24 protein-coding genes are annotated in these 20,160 nt (G+C 32.9%); 3 read left to right on the forward strand and 21 right to left on the reverse strand.

Annotation, left to right across the window (positions count from 1 at the left end; genetic code table 11):
* Nucleotides 1-18: 18 nt before the first annotated feature.
* The 13 genes from ACE83Q_RS03660 to ccpA form a co-directional block, all read right to left on the reverse strand.
* Nucleotides 19-1,392 carry a bifunctional metallophosphatase/5'-nucleotidase gene (locus ACE83Q_RS03660; protein ID WP_409022751.1) on the reverse strand — a complete coding sequence of 458 codons (1,374 nt, stop codon included), beginning with the start codon at nucleotides 1,390-1,392 and terminating at the stop codon, nucleotides 19-21.
* A gap of 333 nt (nucleotides 1,393-1,725) precedes the next feature.
* Nucleotides 1,726-3,099 carry an amino acid permease gene (locus ACE83Q_RS03665; protein ID WP_409022752.1) on the reverse strand — a complete coding sequence of 458 codons (1,374 nt, stop codon included), beginning with the start codon at nucleotides 3,097-3,099 and terminating at the stop codon, nucleotides 1,726-1,728.
* A 117-nt stretch (nucleotides 3,100-3,216) separates the two neighbouring features.
* A complete protein-coding gene (locus ACE83Q_RS03670) occupies nucleotides 3,217-4,233 on the reverse strand; it encodes a class I SAM-dependent methyltransferase (protein WP_409022753.1) in 1,017 nt (338 codons plus the stop codon).
* 78 nt (nucleotides 4,234-4,311) lie between these two features.
* Nucleotides 4,312-4,608: a hypothetical protein gene (locus ACE83Q_RS03675; RefSeq protein WP_409022754.1), complete on the reverse strand. Its 297-nt coding sequence runs from the start codon at nucleotides 4,606-4,608 to the stop codon at nucleotides 4,312-4,314.
* Nucleotide 4,609: 1 nt separating this feature from the next.
* Nucleotides 4,610-4,966: a ComGF family competence protein gene (locus tag ACE83Q_RS03680; protein ID WP_409022755.1), complete on the reverse strand. Its 357-nt coding sequence runs from the start codon at nucleotides 4,964-4,966 to the stop codon at nucleotides 4,610-4,612.
* Nucleotides 4,967-5,028: 62 nt separating this feature from the next.
* Complete coding sequence (locus ACE83Q_RS03685; RefSeq protein WP_409022756.1) at nucleotides 5,029-5,316, reverse strand: hypothetical protein; 288 nt, start codon at nucleotides 5,314-5,316, stop codon at nucleotides 5,029-5,031.
* 1 nt (nucleotide 5,317) lies between these two features.
* Nucleotides 5,318-5,752 carry a prepilin-type N-terminal cleavage/methylation domain-containing protein gene (locus tag ACE83Q_RS03690; protein WP_409022757.1) on the reverse strand — a complete coding sequence of 145 codons (435 nt, stop codon included), beginning with the start codon at nucleotides 5,750-5,752 and terminating at the stop codon, nucleotides 5,318-5,320.
* Nucleotides 5,730-6,044 carry a competence type IV pilus major pilin ComGC gene (comGC, locus tag ACE83Q_RS03695; protein ID WP_409022758.1) on the reverse strand — a complete coding sequence of 105 codons (315 nt, stop codon included), beginning with the start codon at nucleotides 6,042-6,044 and terminating at the stop codon, nucleotides 5,730-5,732. Before comGC ends, ACE83Q_RS03690 begins: the two co-directional genes overlap by 23 nt.
* Nucleotides 6,041-7,099: a competence type IV pilus assembly protein ComGB gene (gene comGB / locus ACE83Q_RS03700; RefSeq protein WP_409022759.1), complete on the reverse strand. Its 1,059-nt coding sequence runs from the start codon at nucleotides 7,097-7,099 to the stop codon at nucleotides 6,041-6,043. The genes comGC and comGB overlap by 4 nt, the downstream gene beginning before the upstream one ends.
* Entirely contained in the window at nucleotides 7,041-8,021 is a 981-nt protein-coding gene (comGA, locus tag ACE83Q_RS03705) for a competence type IV pilus ATPase ComGA (RefSeq protein WP_409022760.1), read from the reverse strand. Before comGA ends, comGB begins: the two co-directional genes overlap by 59 nt.
* Before the next feature lie 134 nt (nucleotides 8,022-8,155).
* Entirely contained in the window at nucleotides 8,156-8,890 is a 735-nt protein-coding gene (locus tag ACE83Q_RS03710) for a YebC/PmpR family DNA-binding transcriptional regulator (RefSeq protein WP_409022761.1), read from the reverse strand.
* A gap of 108 nt (nucleotides 8,891-8,998) precedes the next feature.
* Entirely contained in the window at nucleotides 8,999-9,502 is a 504-nt protein-coding gene (locus ACE83Q_RS03715) for a VanZ family protein (protein ID WP_409022762.1), read from the reverse strand.
* 73 nt (nucleotides 9,503-9,575) lie between these two features.
* Nucleotides 9,576-10,577 (reverse strand): catabolite control protein A, encoded by a 1,002-nt coding sequence (gene ccpA, locus ACE83Q_RS03720; RefSeq protein ID WP_409022763.1) that lies wholly within the window; start codon nucleotides 10,575-10,577, stop codon nucleotides 9,576-9,578.
* Nucleotides 10,578-10,783: 206 nt separating this feature from the next.
* On the opposite strand from ccpA, the gene ACE83Q_RS03725 reads away from it, so the two are divergent.
* On the forward strand, nucleotides 10,784-11,887 hold the full coding sequence (locus tag ACE83Q_RS03725; RefSeq protein WP_409022764.1) for a M24 family metallopeptidase: 1,104 nt from the start codon (nucleotides 10,784-10,786) through the stop codon (nucleotides 11,885-11,887).
* A 209-nt stretch (nucleotides 11,888-12,096) separates the two neighbouring features.
* Here ACE83Q_RS03725 and ACE83Q_RS03730 read toward each other — a convergent pair whose 3' ends face one another.
* Both ACE83Q_RS03730 and ACE83Q_RS03735 read right to left on the reverse strand, forming a co-directional pair.
* Nucleotides 12,097-12,606: a hypothetical protein gene (locus ACE83Q_RS03730; protein WP_409022765.1), complete on the reverse strand. Its 510-nt coding sequence runs from the start codon at nucleotides 12,604-12,606 to the stop codon at nucleotides 12,097-12,099.
* Nucleotides 12,607-12,624: 18 nt separating this feature from the next.
* Nucleotides 12,625-13,023: a DUF948 domain-containing protein gene (locus ACE83Q_RS03735; protein ID WP_409022766.1), complete on the reverse strand. Its 399-nt coding sequence runs from the start codon at nucleotides 13,021-13,023 to the stop codon at nucleotides 12,625-12,627.
* A 187-nt stretch (nucleotides 13,024-13,210) separates the two neighbouring features.
* Between ACE83Q_RS03735 and ACE83Q_RS03740 the strand changes: the two genes are divergently transcribed.
* Complete coding sequence (locus tag ACE83Q_RS03740; protein WP_409022767.1) at nucleotides 13,211-14,107, forward strand: mechanosensitive ion channel family protein; 897 nt, start codon at nucleotides 13,211-13,213, stop codon at nucleotides 14,105-14,107.
* A gap of 38 nt (nucleotides 14,108-14,145) precedes the next feature.
* Here the strand turns inward: ACE83Q_RS03740 and ACE83Q_RS03745 are convergent, their stop codons facing one another.
* The 3 genes from ACE83Q_RS03745 to cbpB are packed head-to-tail and all read right to left on the reverse strand — an operon-like array spanning nucleotide 14,146 to nucleotide 16,535.
* Nucleotides 14,146-15,291, reverse strand: a complete 1,146-nt coding sequence (locus ACE83Q_RS03745; RefSeq protein ID WP_409022768.1) for an N-acetyldiaminopimelate deacetylase — start codon at nucleotides 15,289-15,291, stop codon at nucleotides 14,146-14,148.
* A gap of 30 nt (nucleotides 15,292-15,321) precedes the next feature.
* A complete protein-coding gene (dapD, locus tag ACE83Q_RS03750; protein ID WP_409022769.1) occupies nucleotides 15,322-16,029 on the reverse strand; it encodes a 2,3,4,5-tetrahydropyridine-2,6-dicarboxylate N-acetyltransferase in 708 nt (235 codons plus the stop codon).
* A gap of 23 nt (nucleotides 16,030-16,052) precedes the next feature.
* Nucleotides 16,053-16,535 carry a cyclic-di-AMP-binding protein CbpB gene (gene cbpB, locus ACE83Q_RS03755; RefSeq protein WP_409022770.1) on the reverse strand — a complete coding sequence of 161 codons (483 nt, stop codon included), beginning with the start codon at nucleotides 16,533-16,535 and terminating at the stop codon, nucleotides 16,053-16,055.
* Between the two features lie 165 nt (nucleotides 16,536-16,700).
* Here cbpB and ACE83Q_RS03760 point away from each other — a divergent pair, with 165 nt between their 5' ends.
* Nucleotides 16,701-17,438 carry an MIP/aquaporin family protein gene (locus tag ACE83Q_RS03760; protein WP_409022771.1) on the forward strand — a complete coding sequence of 246 codons (738 nt, stop codon included), beginning with the start codon at nucleotides 16,701-16,703 and terminating at the stop codon, nucleotides 17,436-17,438.
* A 48-nt stretch (nucleotides 17,439-17,486) separates the two neighbouring features.
* On the opposite strand, the gene ACE83Q_RS03765 is transcribed toward ACE83Q_RS03760, so the two are convergent.
* Genes ACE83Q_RS03765 through racE form a run of 3 tightly spaced genes read right to left on the reverse strand, consistent with a single transcriptional unit; the run spans nucleotide 17,487 to nucleotide 20,065 of the window.
* Entirely contained in the window at nucleotides 17,487-18,011 is a 525-nt protein-coding gene (locus tag ACE83Q_RS03765) for a YfcE family phosphodiesterase (protein ID WP_409022772.1), read from the reverse strand.
* A gap of 1 nt (nucleotide 18,012) precedes the next feature.
* On the reverse strand, nucleotides 18,013-19,254 hold the full coding sequence (locus ACE83Q_RS03770) for an XTP/dITP diphosphatase (protein ID WP_409022773.1): 1,242 nt from the start codon (nucleotides 19,252-19,254) through the stop codon (nucleotides 18,013-18,015).
* 1 nt (nucleotide 19,255) lies between these two features.
* On the reverse strand, nucleotides 19,256-20,065 hold the full coding sequence (racE, locus tag ACE83Q_RS03775; RefSeq protein ID WP_409022774.1) for a glutamate racemase: 810 nt from the start codon (nucleotides 20,063-20,065) through the stop codon (nucleotides 19,256-19,258).
* Nucleotides 20,066-20,160: the final 95 nt, after the last annotated feature.

The following is a 20,160-nucleotide window of genomic DNA, read 5'->3' on the forward strand; positions in this document are numbered from 1 at the left end:
AACTTTAGTCATACTTCATTATACAGAAAATTCTAGTTTTAAATAGTCCCCAACGTAATCTCTTAAAAATTTCTTGCCATTTATAGAAATTTCTCCGGTGATTTCTATAGTTGGAAAAAACGGTATATACATAAAATGGTCAACTGTTGCAATTGTATAATATGCATCAAAGTCAATTTTTTCATTATGATATATGAGATCCCCATTTTCTTGTTCTACCAGTCCATCAATCACTACTTCACCAAATAATTGGCCTCTAAAACCCATCCCTTTAATTGGAAACTTCTTAAGAAATGACCTATTCTTTTTGATTTCTTGTACTAATCGCCATAGATTATAACCCGTCAATTTAGCAGTAATAACCCGCATTGGGTGTGGTAATGTTTGATGCAGGTCATTTTTTGTTACAAACCCTTTTTGTAAATTTTTCAAAAATAATCCACCGTTTAACATTGCAATATCCGTTTTTGTACCCGCTTCGATGGCCTTCAATGATGTCTGCATTAATGCTGAATTTTTAGTCCATGATGCTTCTAAATCTTCAGGCAATTTTGCAACAACTTCGGATGTTAAAATTTTTTCTCCGCGTAATCTATATTCTGCTATTTCGTCTTGGTCGCTTATAACTTCTGCTAAACTTTCTGTTTCAATTACTTTAGCAACTTCTTTTCTAATTTTATGATTTTCAAGTTCAATTGCTACTTCGCCCACGTACATCCCCCACTTACCCGCTGCGGCTAATAATGATTCATTAGCTTTTTCGCCAGATTTTAATAAATGATGTGTGTGGCTTCCCAATATAATATCTATCTGTGGATACTTTACAGCTACTTTTCTATCTACAGGTAACCCTAAATGTGATAACAAAATAATAATATCTACTTTACCTGCTATTTTTTTTAAAAGTGATGGTAAAACGGTATCAATTTGATTAGATTCCCAACCATTCATCTCATATGTCATTGGAAATGGTGCTGTTAAGGCAATTATTCCGATTTTAGTTCCAACTGCAGTTTCCATTATTTTATATTCTTTGGCCCATGAAGGGCGACTATTAGCTTCTTCATCTATCACGTTATCAAGAATAATGTCAAATTTTGCATTATCATATAAATGTTGTAATTGACTTCGTGAATTACCAATACCTTCGTTGTTACCAATTGTCGCTGCATCATATTCTACAGCATTCATTAATTCAATATTTGCTTTACCGTTTGTTGCTTCCGACAACGGGTGCACACGATCGATTGCATCTCCAATATCAAAAGTCAAGACAGTTTGATTTTGTTTTTCAAGTTTTATCTTTTCAGATTGTAAAAATCGTCTAATTTTAGGCCAATTTTCTAAATGTGAATGAATATCATTTGTATGTAAAATCGTTATTTTTTCCATTAGTTTATATCCACCTTATTTTGATTATTTGCTGACTTCCTCTTCATTAACTATATTATAATGGCAGTCTTAAGGTTCTTTTCTAACCATCTAATTCCTAATAGATGGGTTCAATACTATAACCTATATTATACTGCTTACCGTGTCCAAGTGAATTTATATGACCCTCTACAAAAAATAGCATGCATAAAATAGTATTACTCGCGCTGAAATTAACTATTAAATTGTAATGTTTTTAGAAGTAAAATCAAACAGTATTTTCCACGATTACTTTTAATTTGTGCCTTAAATATACAAAAAAAGACCCTCACACGTGGTCTTTTCAGCAAAAATTTAATTTTCTATCTTCATTTGAACACTTTTAATAACATAGAGTACAATTAACCAACCAATTGAAGCAATCAGCGCAATTAATGTATCAGGTTTTAAGCATAGCACAATACCTACAAAAGTTAGAAATAATAGAATTAAATAATTTGTAACAGGGAAAAAAGGCATTTTAAATACTAACATTGATTCTGTTTTTTCTAGTTTAATTTTTCGTCTATACTTCAAATGTGCAATTACAATTGCTCCCCAAATGAACAAGAAACAGGTCGTTGCAATACTTGAAATAAATGTAAATACCGATTCAGCCATAAACATATTTAGTACGACTGAAATTGCAATCACAAGAGTCGAAAATTGTAATGCAAATGCAGGTACTTGATTATGTGATAACTTACTAATTTTTTTAGAAAATTTATTTTTTTTATTATAATTAAGCGAGAACAACATTCTACCTGTACTAAATAAAGACCCATTACAAGCTGAGGCTGCAGCTGTAATCACAACAATATTAATAATACTAGCTGCCGATTTTATCCCTATATTTTCAAATACTTGAACAAATGGACTTTGTGATTCTGAAATCATGTTCCAAGGATAAATCGCCATAATTGCCAATAGCGACCCTACATAAAACAAAATAATTCTTAAGGGTATTTCATTAATCGCTTCTGGGATAACCTTTGTTGGATTTTCAGTTTCTGCAGCTGTTAATCCTACCATTTCAATACCAACAAAACTAAATAGTACCATTTGGAATGACAAAATAAATCCTTTAATTCCTTGAGGGAAAAATCCACCATGACTTACTAAATTCGTCAAACTGGCATGCCCAGCTGAAGTTTTAAAGTTTACTACTACCATGTACACGCCAATACATATCAACACAATAATGGCAATAATTTTAATGAGTGCAAACCAAAATTCTGTTTCACCAAATAATCCCACTGTAACTAAATTTATTCCTAGAAGAATAAGGAGCATAACCATACCAGGAATCCATTGCGGTAAGTTAGGAAACCAAAATTTCATATATAAACCGACTGCGGTAATTTCTGTCATTGCAATTGTTACCCAACAGACCCAATACGTCCATCCAGCAACAAATCCGACCTTTTCACCTAGATATTCATAAATAAAATCAATAAACGAATGTGCATTCACATTTGATAGCAGTAATTCACCTAACGAACGCATTAAAAGAAAACATGCAATTCCGGTAATAATATATGCCAATAAAATAGATGGCCCAGCCAAATGAATAGATTGACCTGCTCCCAAGAATAAACCAGTCCCAATTGTTCCACCAATTGCAATTAATTGAACATGTCGACTTTTTAATCCTCTAACATGATGATCATCTGAACTTTTTTCTGCCATTAATATCAAACTCCCTCTATAGTAATTAAATAGATTATACATGACACATGTTAATTTCTAAAGAAATTCTTCGTTTTATAATTAAATAAAAAAAAGCGACTCAAAAAATGAGTCACTTTACTTATTATTAAAGTTGGCCTTTATCCACTTATCTAACGTTTTAACAAAACTCTGAAATTGTTCTTCATCCTTTAGTGATGGGAAATCACCTAATAATACTTCATCAACTTGTTTACTACCTTCACCATGTTTCTGTAAAATCAAAATAGATTTACGCGAATTAGATGAACTAAATAATTCCACAGGCAAATTGAGCATACCTTGCAGATATGCATTTGATTGAATGTAAACAAGTAATTTTTTTGCTTCCTCTGTTTCAAATAGACCAGTTGGAACAAGGAAGATACCAAAACCACCATCATTTAGGTATTTGATTGATTGTTCTATTAATAAATGATGTACATATGAATGACCTTCAGTGGCATGTGTATCAAAATGAGTGACTCTTTCATCTAGAGGATAATAACCAATTGGTAAGTCAGCAATAACAACATCAGATTTTTTTACAATTAGATCATCAACCGCATCTTGGTGAAATAATTCTAAATTCAAGTGTTGTAACTGTCCACTTAACCCTGCAATTGATAACATTGTATCATCATTATCAATCCCATATGCTTTTGAAATTTCAAACTTATCAGCAGTCATTTGATTCAAAACCGTCGTCAGTAAGTTCCCTGACCCCACTGTAATGTCCAATAAACTAACCGATTTTTTTGCACTTATTAATTTTTCTAATACAAACGCAACTAAAAATCCAATTGTATCTGGTGTTATTTGATGATTAGGTTGAATACTTTCTTGTCTTGTTGCCTTCAATAAAACTAACTGTACAACTTTACGCACATCTTCTGCCGATAAGGTATTCAAATTCATTTTTTTATAAATCTGATTCAAAATTTTTACATCTTGCTCATTTGGTAAGCCATCTTCTACGTGCACAGATTTATTATCTAACAAATTATTGCTAGTCTCAATAAATGCGTCCAAATAAGTGATTTCTAAACTTTTTTGTAAAATATCAATTGTTTCATTAATCTGATTAAAGTTCATTTCTATTTCTTCTAATGACATAAAATCACTCCTTGAATTTATTTGCTCGTTCCAGTTTAACGATTTTCAATTCTCAATTCAAGTTAAGTTTCTTTTTTATCATTTTTCTGAAAAAGAATATTGATTACCATTCTTCAAAATAACCCGATAGGCTCCTTTTTGGTATTCAACAACACCATAATTATAAGTATACTTTTCTTTTAGATTTTTTGCTTTTCGATTCAAAATAGTCATATTTTTCATAGTTTCTGCTTGATTATACTGACATATTTTCTGATAACTAGTGAATTTTGTTTGAAAATATACCAGTTGTCCCAACAACAAACCAATTAATAACATTAAACAAAATATGGCTGATACAACTAAATGTCCGTTTAATAATTTGATTTTTCGCATCTTAATCCTTTTTTTCCATAGGTATTACCAATTTTAAAGTCTTATTTTGATGTTCTTGTTTGATTTTTAAAAATAGAATTGGTTCATCATATGCCACCGAAAATGATTTTACATGATATAAAATTGGTATATGACCTCCTGAAAACCCAATAAACTGTATCATTTCATTATGCTGACTTAGATAGTAACGAGCTCCTGTCTTATTATTTTTTAATGAAATTGTATATTTACCAACATCTATTATCTTTAAATCTAAGTGATCTGACTCCAATAATCCGATACATTGCTGTAACGAAAAATCTCTATCTCCACTAATTTCTTGGTGTCCATTTGTACATAAGTGCCAACATGTTGTCATTAGACTAAGAGAGAGGATAAATATACCTAATGCAACAATAGTTTCTAATAAAGAAAAACTTTTCATTGCAATTTAATACTTGTTAAATCATTTTCAGACTTAATTCGAATTTCAGACATAGTGGCACACTGTAATTCGCCATCAACTATTTTTGATAATTTACTTGTCGGATGAATGACTAATAATTTACTGATTTCTTTCAGATTTCTTGTAGTAGTTGTTTTATGATTCCAATAATCTTCTTGTTTCTGTAATGTGTGATTGGTCTGTACATATAATCCAAAACCTGATGCGACAATAGTTAAAGTCATAATAGCATCAGCTAACACAATTCCTGACATTTTACGCACGTTATTCGACATCCTTTCTAATAAATTGACCCCACCCAATTTGAAATACTATTTTTTGATTTCTATTTGGTAATGTGGACTTAAAATTAACTGTTTTACCAGTGATTTGCCCACTTTTATTTATTTTTATTGTTACTCTATTTTTAACTGTCACAGTCTTCGGATAGTCTAATTTAATTTTACTATTGCCGTTAATAATGGTCATTTTATCATCATTAAAATTAATACTATTAGGCATCCGATTCATCGGTGCCTCTACCACTGCACTTTGCCAAAGTTGTTCAAAATTTTGCCAAAATTGCTTTTCTTTTGATATCGCAAGTACTTGATCCATTGGCCCCATCAACAATAGACCACAAATACTAGTAATTGCCAACGAAATAAGCATTTCAAATAAACTAAATGCTTTAAATTTAGTTTTCTGTTTTAACAACATTATTCGAGATAATAATATGATTATCTTTTGCTTCCTTTTCTTGCTTTTCAGTTAAATATTTTTCCGAAACTAAATCAGCAAAATTTATCGATTTATTATGCGTTTCATTTTCATACAAATCAACCTGCGTTTGGACGACGCTAACTAGCGCTTCATCATTAACCCGTTTAGCACCTGCTCTTTGATGTCCTATATTAGGTAATATAATTAACATTAGAAGTGAGATAATAAATAAGACGCATAGCATTTCAACCAGCGTAAATGCTTTTAATTTTTTTCTGTTTTTCTTCATTGAATTTCCTCCATAGTCTGATACATAGGTAATAATATTGTTAAATACAATCCGACAATACAGGCCGCTACAATTACGAATGCAACTGGCTGTACATAAATCATGATTCTTTCGACAGATGACTCAAATTTACGATAAGTTATTTCCGAATACATTAATAATTCTTGGCTCATCACATCTAACGTATTCCCTTTTGCGAGAAATGTCGTTATCTCATTAGGAAATAAAGGACTTTTATCAATCATTTGTTTTGTACTCCCACCATTTTCAAAATGATTCGTTAACTGTTTACCTAACTGATATAGTAAAGATTTTTGATCAAATTGATTTAAATAATCACATATTTTATTCAAATTTAAACCACTTGCTAAAAGTAGACCCAAATTAAATGTTAAATAATAATGACAATAATCCCGATAAATTTTACCTACTATGGGGACCTGACAATACCAAACATGCCTGTTCATCGTACTTTGTTTTGAAACACGAATGCTAGTTTTTATGATATATCCGATAAATAGACTAATTACGACAGAGATAATACTCTTCATTAATATCATTTTAAAGTTAGAATTTGATGACGAACCTAACTGACTATAATTTATTTCAGGCAAAATATATTGTTGGATTCCGATATATAAGACAACCAGTAACCCCATCAGAATCATTGGATATTGCAGGAGTTGCTTTAACTGTTTCTTTTGTTTTACTCTAACCGTCATCAATTTTCCGAGTTGTTTAATACTTTTATTTAATCCTCCGTATTTTTCAGAAATCGTAATTTGATAATACGAACTTTTGGAAATATACGGTTTAATACCTGTTGAAAATGGCTCACCACTTCTTAGTTTGGATTCAATTTTTTGAATATCTATTTTCCCAACTGGAAATAATTTAGTCGCCGTTGCTAAAGATTGCCTGAGCGAAAATCCCGAATCTAATAAGTCTGCCAAGACTTCGAAAAATTCACTTTGTTTTTGAATTGTCCATTTTCTTCTATTTAAAATTATTTGCTGTTTCAATTGTAATAATATTTTTCTTAATACATTGATCAAGGCTATCATGCCACCTCTCTAAAACTATTTTTTGATTAAATGTTCCTTCAAGAACAGACTCTAACTTTTGACCTGCTAATATATCAAATAGTACACCGCTCCCACCTTGCGTTGTTTCAATTAATCTCTGATAACTTACTGCCTGTAGCGTCCTATTGAGATCATCTCGACTAACGCCAAGATTTTCCAGTCGTTTAATTGTTCCCACTGCGTTTCTTGCATGTACGGTACTTAAAATTAAATGGCCACTCATTGCCGCTTTAATAGCAGCATTGGCAGTGACTTCATCCCTGATTTCACCGATAATAAAAATATCAGGATGGTGCCTCAATCCAACTTTTAATAATTCCGCATATGTCATATTTGCTTTATCATTAACCTGTAATTGAATAAAATTAGGATTTTGAATTTCAACTGGATCCTCAATAGTTAATATTGTCCTTTGATTCTGTATCATTTCAGCCAGTTGATACATTGTCGTTGTCTTACCTGAACCCATTGGACCTGAGAATAAAATTAGCCCACCGGACCCACATGCATTTATCAACTGCTGAAATTGATTTGGTAAAAGTTGAAGTAACGGCACATCGGTATTCGAATAAATAAATCGGATAACAATTGATTCTCTACCTAAAAAATCGCCAACACTCGAAATTCGGCAATTTACCTTTTCGTGTTCTATTTGCCACTGAAAAGTTCCAAACTGTGGCCGCCTAGTTTCGCTCAGAATCATATTTGCCTTAAATTTAAGAAAATTATTCATTTGTATCATCTTTTTTTCTGAATAACTATTAAGGTTATGATAATTATTCAACGTTCGATACTTAACTAAGCATCCTTTATCACTTGGAATTATATACATATCACTTGCTCTGTTTTTAACACATATTTTAATCATTTCTTGTATTTCTGTTTCAATCATCTCAATATCCCTCCTTTCCATATATTTAAGTACGCAAAAAAAGCCAAAACATTTAATTTTGGCTTTTCATATTTTTATATTTAATTAATTTCCAACTTTTTAAGATGACTTATCTCTTTATTATAGAGAGTACCTTAATCTTCGTCTGCAATATCACCAGCATGGAAAACTTCTGAAACATCATCATTGTCTTCCAATGCATCAATCATATGATGAAATTGTTCAATTTTATCTTCAGGTACTGGTACTAGATTTTGAGGAATCATTACTAATTCAAATGTATCTAATTTGTATCCCTTAGCCTCTAACGAAGCACGTACATCTGGTAAGTCTTTTGAATCCGTATATATTTCAAATAACTCTTCTGATGTTTTTAAGTCTTCAGCACCAGCATCAATAACATCTTCAAACATAGCATCTTCATCAGTATCTAATTCTTCACGAGAAATTATGATGTACCCTTTACGATCAAACATGTAATTAACTGAACCTGTTTCACCTAAATTTCCACCATTACGTGTAAATGCAATACGAACTTCTGAAGCAGTCCGATTACGATTATCCGTCAAGGTATGAACTAAGATGGCAACACCACCTGGTGCGTAGCCCTCATATGTAATTTCTTCATAATCTGCACCTTCTGAACCAGACGCTTTATCAATAGCACGTTTAATATTATCTTTTGGCATATTTGCAGCTTTAGCTTTATCAAGCATCAAACGTAATGAGGGGTTCGAATCGGGATCAGGACCACCACTTTTTGCAGCCATGTAAATTTCTCTCGATAATTTTTGGAAAATTTTACCACGTTTAGCATCTTGTGCATTTTTACGACCTTGGATGTTATTCCATTTTGAATGTCCTGACATAATTCCCTACCTCTTTCCGAAATGTTTCTGAATTTTTACTTTTAACCGTTTATTATGATATCAAAATAATAGCTTAATATCAACCTTCTTCACGAGAATCGGATTGAACTAGTTTTCTTTAGCTTTTTTGTGCCGATAGTATATTAGAATTAATATAGTCAAAATTACACCCGTTGTTGCACCAATTGTATCAAGTAAAACATCTTGGATTAAGGGCGTTCTACCACCTGTAAAACTTTGGTGAATTTCATCAAGTCCTGCATATAGCGCTGCACAAGCAACTGCAATAAGCCCACTGTAACGCCAATACTTAATTTTATTTTTCACTCCCAAGAATATGAAGCTAGCCATAAAGAAATATGTCATAAAATGAGCAGTTTTACGGATAAAAAACTCAACTAATTTAAAATAACCAACATGGTTAAAGCTTTCATCTGTTCCAGCATAACTAAATGAAATATGTGACAACATGCTTTCAAATGGTTTACCAGCTAAATACTTTTCTAAAAAAGGAATAGATGTCTGCTGCTTGTACGTTTCCGAAGAACTAATAAACAGAATTACAATAATTAAGAAGGCTAAAAAAAAGTAAATATTATTTTTATTTTTCATAAAATTTCCCATCCAAGTATAATAAAAACTTGATTTTCCAAATATAATTTAGAAAACCAAGTTTTTTATTATATTATTTTGTTGAAGAACGCTTGATTAATCCATATGGTAATTGGATCGTTTTTTCACTAACTTCTTCTTTATCCATTAATTTTGTTAATAATCTCATAGATACAGCCCCTAAATCGTATAAAGGTTGTGTTATTGAAGATAATTTTGGTCTAACAATTTCAGTCAATTTTGAATCGTTACTTGTAATAATTTCAAAATCTTCGGGTACACTCAAACCAGCATCTCTAGCACCATTCAAAACACCAACAGCTAATTCATCATCACCAACAAATGCTGCAGTTGCATGACTTGAAGAAATTGCTGGCCATAAGGTTTCGCCAGCTCGATAAGAATAATCTGTTTCAAAAATTAAGTCTTGATCAAATTTTATTCCGGCTTTTTCAAGAGCTAATTTATAACCTTTTAGTCGATATTCACCATTAATGGGTTCATCCATTGAACCTGAAACAAATGCAATACGTTTATTGCCATTATTAATTAAATCCGTTACTGATTCCATTACAGCTGCAATATAATCAATATTAACACTACCTAATTCTCCAGTAGGATCAACTGAACCTGAAAGAACAACTGGTGTACGACTTCTTTTAAGTTCAGCACGTAATTCATCAGTAATTTGATTTCCCATAAAAATAATACCATCAACTTGTTTAGCTAATAATGTATTTAATACTTGCACTTCTTTTTGACCATTTTGATCAGAGTTAGCTAAAATAATATTATATTTATACATTGTTGCAACATCATCAATTCCACGTGCTAATGATGAAAAGTAAATATTAGTTACATCGGGAATAATAACCCCGACTGTTGTCGTTTTCTTACTTGCTAATCCTCTAGCAACAGCATTAGGTCTGTAATCAAGTCGATCAATAACTTCCAAAACTTTTTTTCTTGTTGCAGGTTTAACGTTAGGGTTACCGTTAACCACACGTGAAACAGTTGCCATTGAAACAGCCGCTTCTCTTGCTACGTCATAAATTGTAATTGTTTGTTTATCCATTAGTATTATTTCCTCTCATTACTTAAATATCAAGTTTTCATTCCGTTTTCAAGCACTAGAATAATTTAGCAAATTTTCAAGACAATTGCAAGCGTTTTTACCTTATTTTCATGAAAATAATTTTTATATTATGAAAATTTCAATTTTTAATTGTTATGTCTTACTTATGCTATAATACAGTATACTATTGTAAAGGGAGAGATTTCATGTCACATATTGCATCTTTACAACAATGGCTTGCCAATAATGGTACTGACATTGCTTATATCAACGATCCAATGAGTATTCAATATTTTACCGGTTTTGAAAGTGATCCTATTGAGCGCGTTTTAGCTCTCTTTGTATTTCCTGATCAAGACCCATTTTTATTTACACCCGCTCTTGAAGTCGAAGCTGCCAAAGATACCGGCTGGAAATATCCAGTTTATGGTTATCTTGATCACGAAGATGCTTTCGCAATCATACAAAGTGAAATTAATAAACGTAAAAATTCGCCAAAGAAATGGGCTATTGAAAAAGGTAGCCTAACGGTTGAAAGATATGATGCTATTCGTCGTATCTTCCCAAGTGCTGAATTTGTAGCTGATGCAACAAGCTTTATCGAAACACTTAAAGTAATTAAAACACCAGACGAGATTGAAAAATTAAAAATTGCTGGAAAATGGGCTGATGTCGCTTTTGAAGTTGGCTTTAACGCTCTTCAAGAAGGCAGAACTGAACAAGATGTTGTTGCAGAAATTGAATATGCAATGATGAAAAAAGGAATCATGCATATGAGCTTTGACACTATTGTTCAAAGTGGAAAAAATGCCGCTGAACCTCATGGATTTGCAAAAAAAGATCTTATCCAATCAAATGCTTTAACATTATTTGATTTAGGTGTTATCTCAGATGGTTATATCTCAGATGCTAGTCGTACTGTAGCATTCGGTAAACCAAATGAAAAAGCATTGGAAATTCATAAAGTTTGTCTCGAAGCGCAATTAAAAGCGCAATCTGCTGCTAAACCAGGTATGATTGCGGAAGATTTAGATAAAGTTGCTCGTGACGTCATCGTCAAGGCTGGTTATGGTGACTACTTTATTCATCGCCTTGGTCATGGTATGGGGCAAAGTGAACATGAATTCCCTTCAATTATGGAAGGAAATAAAATGGAACTTAAACCCGGTATGTGTTTCTCAATAGAACCTGGTATTTACATTCCAGGTGTTGCTGGCGTTCGTATTGAAGATTGCATTTATCTAACTGAAAACGGTAATGAACCATTTACAGTTACACCAAAAACATTAAAAACAATTGAACTACACTAATAAAAATAATAACTAAAAACCCCTAAAGTTTTCTAACTTTAGGGGTTTTTAGTTATTATTGCGTTTAATATCCCATAAACTATGAGTCTTAAATAAAAAAATAGGTCACCAAATGCTACTCATTTTTGAATAGCACATGATTACCTATTATTCTAAAGCTAATTGATTCAAATAGTTCGCATTAAACATTGTAATATTCTTTTTTACTTTTATTTTTCGCCTGTCCATCCATCTGGATAAATTGTTTCAGCTTTGCCTTCTGCTGCATCAGCATCTTTAGCTTCACCAAAAGCACTCTTGCTATCAACATAGATATCTTCTTCAGCTAAGTCTGAGAACTCATCTGTTAAGTCAGTCATTTGTTCAAATATATCGTCTGATTCCATAGCTAATTTATTTTTTAAATCATTCTTTGCATTAATCAATGCATCTTTAGCATTAACATACGCATCCTGGCTCATTAATAATTCACTTTTTTCAGAAAATTTATCACTTAGATTGTTTTTCATTTCATCAAAATCAACCATTTTATCTTTTAAATCAATACTAGCGTCTTCAGCATAAGCCTTATACTCTAATACACGATCACGTACATCTAAAGCTTTTTCTTCTAAATGTTCTTTAATATCTTGTTTCGTTTTTTCAGAAATTAATTTAGAAGCTGTATACGCGGCAACCCCACCTGTAACTACTAATCCTAATAAAAATTTTTTTGACATAACAAACCCCTCCTTGTTTTAAACTTTTCTATTTTTATAAAAACTAAATGCCTTTTTACCAACATTAATGAAAGCTGAAGAATCTTTAGCCTTCTTTGACGTCGCTGAAACGTGTGTCATTAATCCTCGACTTGCATCATTCAAATCAGACACACTTTCACTCAAATCAGCAACAGCCTGAAATAAAGGATCAATTGTTGCTACTTTACCATTTACATCGTCTAATAAAATATTTGATTTTACGAGTATATTCTCAACTTCATTTGATAAGCCATCAACATCGCTGGTAATAGATGAAATACTTTTATTCACTTCTCCGAGTGTTCTCATCATTCTCATAAGAACGAAAATAATGAATAGGACTAAGACCGCAAAAGCAACAGCGGCAATTAATCCTGCAATTTGTCCACCTGTCATAATAATTCCTCCTATTTACTTATGTACATTAATTCAAAATCTACTTATAGGATAGCATTCGAACCTCAAAACTGCAATTGATAACATACGACAGTTTTGTATTTAAATTACACATTAGCTCCCATGTTTGCTATGATGATATCAATAAATTAATTTAGGGGTGATCGCCATTTTAAACAATCTTTCTTTGGAATATTTTGCAAAGGACAATTTACTTTTAGGGACATTACTAAAAACTGTTACAAAACAAAGTACTTTCCTTTCACGTTACATAGCTCATATCGACTGGGATGCCATTATTAGCAATCTAGTTGAACTAGTCTTTTCCCTTGTTTTCTTTTCTTTTCTATTTATCCTTATAAATTGGATTGGTAAAAAAATTATTCGTCGAACATTCAATCAATATCGAGGATCCGATAGATATTCAACAAATAGAGTTGAAACAATCAATTCACTAACATCAAATATTTTTCACTATATTATGTTATTTTTTTATCTTTACGCTATTCTGTCAGTACTTGGTGTTCCTGTTGGTACCTTAATTGCAGGTGCCGGAATCTTAAGTGTTGCTTTAGGTCTTGGCGCACAAGGATTTGTAACTGATGTCGTCACTGGATTCTTTATTCTTTTAGAACAACAATTCGATGTTGGAGATATCGTTAGAATTGATTCAATTGAGGGTCCTATCGTGGCTGTCGGTTTACGCACGACACAAATTGAAGACTACGATGGTATTTTGCATTTTGTCCCAAATCGAAATATCACAATTGTCAGTAATTTATCTCGCAATAATATGCGAGCAGTTATCGATATCCGAATTGACGTCACTGATGATGTGGATAAAATAACCCATATTGTGCAGAGCGTTAATGAAAAGTTAGTCCCGCTCCATCCAGAAATTAAAGATGGACCAAATATTTTAGGACTAGTTGATCTTGGTAAAGGAAATTTGGTCTTTAGAGTCGTTGTGTTCACTTTAAATGGTGAACAAGCATCTACTCAACGGACATTTCTTGCCGGTTATCTAACGGCTTTAAATGATGCTCAAATACATGTATTGAACTCACCTATCTCACTTAACTAAAAAATGACTCAATTATGAAATCATAATTGAGTCATTTTTTAGTTTCTTATTTGTTGATCTCTATCTGTCAAAAAATGGACCATTGCAAGGACACCTGCATCAATTGCAGATTCTTTAGGCGCCAAAAATTCAGAATGTAGTGAGTACGGACTATCTACACCCAACCAAAACATTGTTCCAGGTATTTTAGACAATAAAAATCCAAAATCTTCTCCCGTCATTGCAGGTTGTGTTTCAATAAATGAAACTTCTGGATCGTTTTTCATAAATCGAATAAAGTTTTCAGTCCTGCCATCATCATTTTCAACAGGTAGATAACCACCTTGAATGAGGTTCAATTCTACTTCACAATCGTACATCAATGCGATACCCTCACAAATTGTTGTAACACGTTTTTGAATCAATAAATTCATTTCTTGTGTTAACGCACGAATTGTCCCATTAATCTGGGCTTCACCAGCAATAACATTCCCAGTCGTTCCAGCAGTAAACTGACCTAATGTGACAACTCCAGATTGTATAGGATCGACATTTCGACTGACAATCGTTTGTAATTGCGTAACTAACTGTGCACCAGCAACTACCATGTCATTAGCCTGATGTGGGTATGCAGCGTGTCCACTTTTTCCGGTTAGGTGTGCATGAATTTCACACGTACCTGCGAATAAAGTACCTAATCGAGTTCCAATTGTTCCAGCGGGTAACTGCGGATTATCATGGAATGCATAAATTTCATCAGGCATCCACTCATCTAATAACCCACTCTCATAGAGTCGCTTACCACCACTGGCATTTTCTTCTGCTGGTTGAAAGATAAAAGTCATATTTACTGTTGGTTGATTTTCAGAAAAATAATTCAGAATTCCGAGCGCAACCGTCATATGAATATCATGCCCACAAGCATGCATTCTACCTTCATTTCGTGATGAAAATGGCAATCCTGTCTTTTCAGTAACAGGTAGTCCGTCAATATCAGTCCGATATCCAATTGTATACCCGCCAATAGAACCAATTACTCGAACTAAAATACCAGTTTCAACTGTTTTAATTACTATAAAACTTTGATTAAATTTTGAAATTAAGTTCAGTAGATAGGCTTGAGTTTCAAATTCTTCTAATCCAATTTCCGGAATTTGGTGTAAGTCCCGTCTGATTTTAATTAGTTCTTCAGTTGTTAAACTCATTTCTATCTGTTCCCTCGTTTCAATTAATTTCTAGATATTACGTAACTCTGCTAAAATTTCTGTTTTATCTTTTGTTTTATCATCGATATCTTTAACTTTTTTTGCGGGCATCCCTACAACTACCGTATAAGGTGCAACATCTTTAGTAACAACAGCTCCAGCACCAACAACGGCACCTTTACCAACACGAACACCTTCAAGAACGACAACATTCCCACCAATTAAAACGTCATCTTCAATAATAACAGGTGTTGCTGAAGGTGGTTCGACAACTCCAGCAAGTACTGTTCCAGCACCAATATGACAATTATCACCAACAATTGCACGGCCACCTAAAACAGCGCCCATATCAATCATTGTTCCCTTACCAATTTCAGCACCAATATTTATGATAGCGCCCATCATAATAACAGCGTTATCGCCAATTAAAACTTGATCGCGAATAACTGCACCTGGTTCAATACGTGCATTAATCTTTTTTAAATCTAATAACGGAACAGCTGAATTACGAGTTTCATTTTCAATATGAGAACTGACAATTTTTGAATTTTCATTTAGGAAAGGTTCGATATCTGCCCAATCACCAAATAAAACGCCAGCCTTATCATTTAAGTAATCTTCTATCGTATCTGGAACATCCATTCCAACTAAATCCCCTTTAATATATACCTTAACGGGTGTTTTCTTTTTTGAAGTGCTAATAAAATTAATAATTTCGTGTGCATCTAAAGTTGCCATTATCATTCTCCTAATATTTTATATTATTTATTTTCTTTAGTTTCTATATCTTGAACTATATACTCTTTTTCAAATTCATGAGCAATATGATTCATACTTTTCATAAGCTCACGACGTGTCACAATCCCTGTAAAACTATCCTCAGAAGAAACAACTGATAAAAAAGGATGGTCCACAAGTAAGTGTAAAACATTCTCAATATCATAAGGATTTTGAATAGTGGGAATATCAGTTTCCATAACATCTTTAACACGAACTTCATGTAATCGGCTGACATCCAATTCATCTAATCCTAACATTGTCTCAGTAATCATAGACAAGGATAACAATCCTTTAAACTTATAATCATTATCTAAAACAGGTATTTTAGCATAATGAACTTTTGTTAAAACTAATAGTGCGTGATCCAGGAAGTTATTTTCTTGTACATTAGCAACAATTTCAGCTGGAATTAAAAAGTGTTCCTGGTTTTCGGATAACATTTTTTCAATAGACTTAGCTATCATTCAATAGGTCCTCCTTCCAAACTTTTAGAACAACTCCTATTTTATAATAAATTGAACGTAGACACTAATTTTTTTTAGAAATTGAGCCAATTATTAATAAATATTTACATTTGTTCGCAATATTGGTAACATAATAAATATTGCGAACAAAAATAGGAGGATACAATGGATTATACATTAACAACAAGATTAGCTGCAGAATTTATTGGTACAGCAATTATGGTTATTTTAGGTAACGGTTCGGTGGCCAATGTCGAACTTGGGCATACAAAAGGACATGGTAGTGATTGGGCTTTAATCGCCTTCGGTTATGGATTCGGTGTTATGATTCCCGCCTTAATCTTTGGTAGTATTTCAGCAAATCATATTAATCCAGCTTTCACATTAGGATTAGCCTTTTCTGGTTTATTCCCATGGGGTGAAGTACTTCCCTACATGACAGTACAATTTTTAGGTGCATTCGTTGGACAAGCTATTGTTGTTGCAGCCTACAAACCTTACTATGATCAAACAACTGATCCTGAACGTATTTTAGGTACTTTCTCAACTATTGATGCCGCTCAAAGTAAATTAAATGGTTTTATTAATGAATTTGTTGGTACTTTCATTTTGATATTTGGCGCCATTGGTATTACAAAAGCACCATTTTTCTCCGATAACCTCGGAACAGCTCATCTCGGATTAGGTTTCTTAGTCCTTGTATTAGTTGCATCATTGGGTGGCGCAACTGGCCCAGCCCTAAACCCTGCTCGTGATCTTGCTCCACGTTTACTACACCAACTGTTACCTCTTAAAAATAAAGGTAACTCACAATGGGATTATAGTTGGGTTCCAGTCGTTGCACCAATTGCAGCCGGCATTTGTGCCGTTTTCCTATACAAGTCACTTTTTATGCTAGCTTAAATTTTAAAAACCTCTAAACGAATTTTATCGTTTAGAGGTTTTTTTTCGCTATTTACGTTTAAACTCACAAGTTAATTCTGGTATTAATTTATGTTGTCTGTTGAAATATGAGACGTGAACATTTTTTCCGTTTGCTTCTACTATCGCATATGTTCCACCAATACGTTGATACTTCCCTCTAGGAAGACTAATACTTCCAGGATTTAAAATTAATACGCCATCGTCAGTCATCTCACATCCTAATTCATGAGTATGCCCAAAAAACACGAATTTAGCATGATTAGCCTTAGCTTTTAATTCAAGTGCGAACAGTCCTGTTTTAACGTTAGTCAGATGCCCGTGAGATAGATAGATAGTTTCCCCGCTCACAATTTTAACTAATTCTTCTGGAAAATTCATATCAAAATCCATGTTTCCTACGACACCGTTAAACTTATTAAAAAGCGGATCATTTGCTTCTAATTCTGAGTCGCCACAATGAAAAAATGCATCAACCTGATTTTTATTATGTACTAAAATAGATTCTAATATATCACGATCTCCATGACTATCACTCACAATTAAACACTTCATCTTATTTTTCCCACCAATCATTAAAATTTGACATTAACTTGACGGTTGCACGACCACGATGACTAATTTTATTTTTTTCTACTTCAGTCAGTTCAGCCATAGACTTATCTAATTCAGGTACGTAAAAAAGTGAGTCATACCCAAATCCGTTATCTCCACGTGGTATACCCAAAATTTCTCCAGCTACTTCACCGTCTACAACTAGTGACTCGTGACCAGGTTTTGCAAAAACTAACGTTGTATGGAAATTTGCAGTCCGTTTTTCTTTTGGCACGTCAGTCATTTCATGTAATAATTTCGCATTATTTGCGGCATCATTATGGTCCTCAGCAAATCGAGCAGAAAATATGCCTGGTCGACCATCTAAAGCGTCCACCATTAAACCGGAATCATCTGCTAACACAGGTAATTGCGTTAACTGTGAAATTGTTTCAGCCTTTAACCTTGCATTTTCTTCAAATGTTTTCCCAGTTTCTTCAACATCTGGTAATTCAGGATAATCCAACAACGTGGTAACTTTAAATCCTAATGGATTAAAAAAACGTTTAAATTCAGTCGCTTTTCCTTCATTTTTAGTTGCAATTAAAATCACATCTTTTTGATTCTCAATGTGTTCATTTTGAATTAAAATAGTTTGCTTCTGCGAATTACCCATTAATTCTGATAATCCTGACATTGCTCCTCCTAAAAGTTGCGTTAATTTGTCACCAAGTAAATCAGCATTTGATTTTTCAAAATTCAATTGCAAGAATGCCCCTGATTCATTTTGAACAATTAATAAATGACTATCAGCTATTTCCTCTTCTTTACTTGTTAAATCAGCAAATAATTCATCATGAATGAAACCCACATTAATCGCTGAAAATGGTTTTAATTTTTGACCGTTACCCTTTAACAATAAATTTTGAATTGCTACATAGCTCGCATTAATAACTGCTGCAATAATATCTCCATCAGCTTGCATAATTTGTACTTGTAAATAAAATCCAGTATCCTTTAATGTTTCTGCCAAGGCTGTCTTAAGCGATGATAAAATCAATTCATTTTTAACATTGCTTTGAACACTCAACCACCGGTTAACGTCAACTTCCAATTCGCCAATATTAGCCGTTTCATTAACTAAAATTGTTACCTTAGTCAGGCCCAACTGGTATTCAATCGCACTATCAACTTCTTTAAGACTTAATTTTGTAATTGAGACTGGTCTAACTTCTAAATTATCTCGATTCTCATTTTTACGCATGTTAGTCTCCCTGTCCTAAATGAATTGTTTTAGAATTTATATTTTCCAATCCTAACCAACCTGATGCAATTTCGTTAAAATCGTTCGCATCACCCGTCGTAAAAAATTCATGTTCAATTTTTTCTTCACTTTTAGCCGCAATATTAAAATAATCTAAGATAGTTGAAACATCGTTAACTGTTTCAGCTCCTGAATCAATCAACGTTACTTTATCGCCAACGGCTTTTTGAATAAAAGGTCTGAGTAATGGGTAGTGGGTACAGCCCATAACTAGTGTATCAATATTTTTGTCGTCAAAAAAAGATAACGTTTCATTAACAACTTGTTCAGCAATTTCTGATTCGTATTGATCACTCTCAACAATTGGGACGAATTTTGGACATGGTAAGCTCGTCACAAATAAATTAGGATTTTTTTCATGTAACGTATTACTATATGCGCTACTTTTAATCGTACCTTCTGTCCCAATAACGCCTACTCTTTGGTTTTTAGATGACTTAATTGCCGCTCTACTCCCTGGTTTTATGACACCAATCACTGGAATTGCTAATTTTTCTCGTAAATCATCTAAGGCAGCTGCCGTAGCTGTATTACAAGCAATCACTAACATTTTTATCCCTTTGCTTAACAAAAAAGATGTCATATCCCAAGTAAATTCTAAAACTTGTTCTGAGGGCCTAGGTCCATATGGCATTCTAGCTGTATCACCTAAATAGTATATTTTTTCGTTTGGTAATTGTTTAAGTGCTTCTTTTACAACTGTTAATCCACCAACACCTGAATCAATAAATCCAATTGCTTGATTATTCATTTTCTAACCTCTTTTTCGATTACTTATCAATCTCAATTATGACTTGTCTTTACTCAAAATTCAAGTCTAGTCATTTAACATTAATTTATAAAAAA

This window comes from Dellaglioa kimchii (genome assembly GCF_046115505.1).
Lineage (GTDB): Bacteria > Bacillota > Bacilli > Lactobacillales > Lactobacillaceae > Dellaglioa > Dellaglioa kimchii.

Coding starts and splice junctions, on each gene's coding strand:
- ACE83Q_RS03660 (WP_409022751.1), bottom strand. CDS start 1,392: ATGGAAAAAATAACGATTTTACATACAAATGATATTCATTCACATTTA.
- ACE83Q_RS03665 (WP_409022752.1), bottom strand. CDS start 3,099: ATGGCAGAAAAAAGTTCAGATGATCATCATGTTAGAGGATTAAAAAGT.
- ACE83Q_RS03670 (WP_409022753.1), bottom strand. CDS start 4,233: ATGTCATTAGAAGAAATAGAAATGAACTTTAATCAGATTAATGAAACA.
- ACE83Q_RS03675 (WP_409022754.1), bottom strand. CDS start 4,608: ATGCGAAAAATCAAATTATTAAACGGACATTTAGTTGTATCAGCCATA.
- ACE83Q_RS03680 (WP_409022755.1), bottom strand. CDS start 4,966: ATGACAACATGTTGGCACTTATGTACAAATGGACACCAAGAAATTAGT.
- ACE83Q_RS03690 (WP_409022757.1), bottom strand. CDS start 5,752: ATGTTGTTAAAACAGAAAACTAAATTTAAAGCATTTAGTTTATTTGAA.
- comGC (WP_409022758.1), bottom strand. CDS start 6,044: ATGAAGAAAAACAGAAAAAAATTAAAAGCATTTACGCTGGTTGAAATG.
- comGA (WP_409022760.1), bottom strand. CDS start 8,021: ATGATTGAAACAGAAATACAAGAAATGATTAAAATATGTGTTAAAAAC.
- ACE83Q_RS03710 (WP_409022761.1), bottom strand. CDS start 8,890: ATGTCAGGACATTCAAAATGGAATAACATCCAAGGTCGTAAAAATGCA.
- ACE83Q_RS03715 (WP_409022762.1), bottom strand. CDS start 9,502: ATGAAAAATAAAAATAATATTTACTTTTTTTTAGCCTTCTTAATTATT.
- ccpA (WP_409022763.1), bottom strand. CDS start 10,577: ATGGATAAACAAACAATTACAATTTATGACGTAGCAAGAGAAGCGGCT.
- ACE83Q_RS03725 (WP_409022764.1), top strand. CDS start 10,784: ATGTCACATATTGCATCTTTACAACAATGGCTTGCCAATAATGGTACT.
- ACE83Q_RS03730 (WP_409022765.1), bottom strand. CDS start 12,606: ATGTCAAAAAAATTTTTATTAGGATTAGTAGTTACAGGTGGGGTTGCC.
- ACE83Q_RS03735 (WP_409022766.1), bottom strand. CDS start 13,023: ATGACAGGTGGACAAATTGCAGGATTAATTGCCGCTGTTGCTTTTGCG.
- ACE83Q_RS03745 (WP_409022768.1), bottom strand. CDS start 15,291: ATGAGTTTAACAACTGAAGAACTAATTAAAATCAGACGGGACTTACAC.
- dapD (WP_409022769.1), bottom strand. CDS start 16,029: ATGGCAACTTTAGATGCACACGAAATTATTAATTTTATTAGCACTTCA.
- cbpB (WP_409022770.1), bottom strand. CDS start 16,535: ATGATAGCTAAGTCTATTGAAAAAATGTTATCCGAAAACCAGGAACAC.
- ACE83Q_RS03760 (WP_409022771.1), top strand. CDS start 16,701: ATGGATTATACATTAACAACAAGATTAGCTGCAGAATTTATTGGTACA.
- ACE83Q_RS03765 (WP_409022772.1), bottom strand. CDS start 18,011: ATGAAGTGTTTAATTGTGAGTGATAGTCATGGAGATCGTGATATATTA.
- ACE83Q_RS03770 (WP_409022773.1), bottom strand. CDS start 19,254: ATGCGTAAAAATGAGAATCGAGATAATTTAGAAGTTAGACCAGTCTCA.
- racE (WP_409022774.1), bottom strand. CDS start 20,065: ATGAATAATCAAGCAATTGGATTTATTGATTCAGGTGTTGGTGGATTA.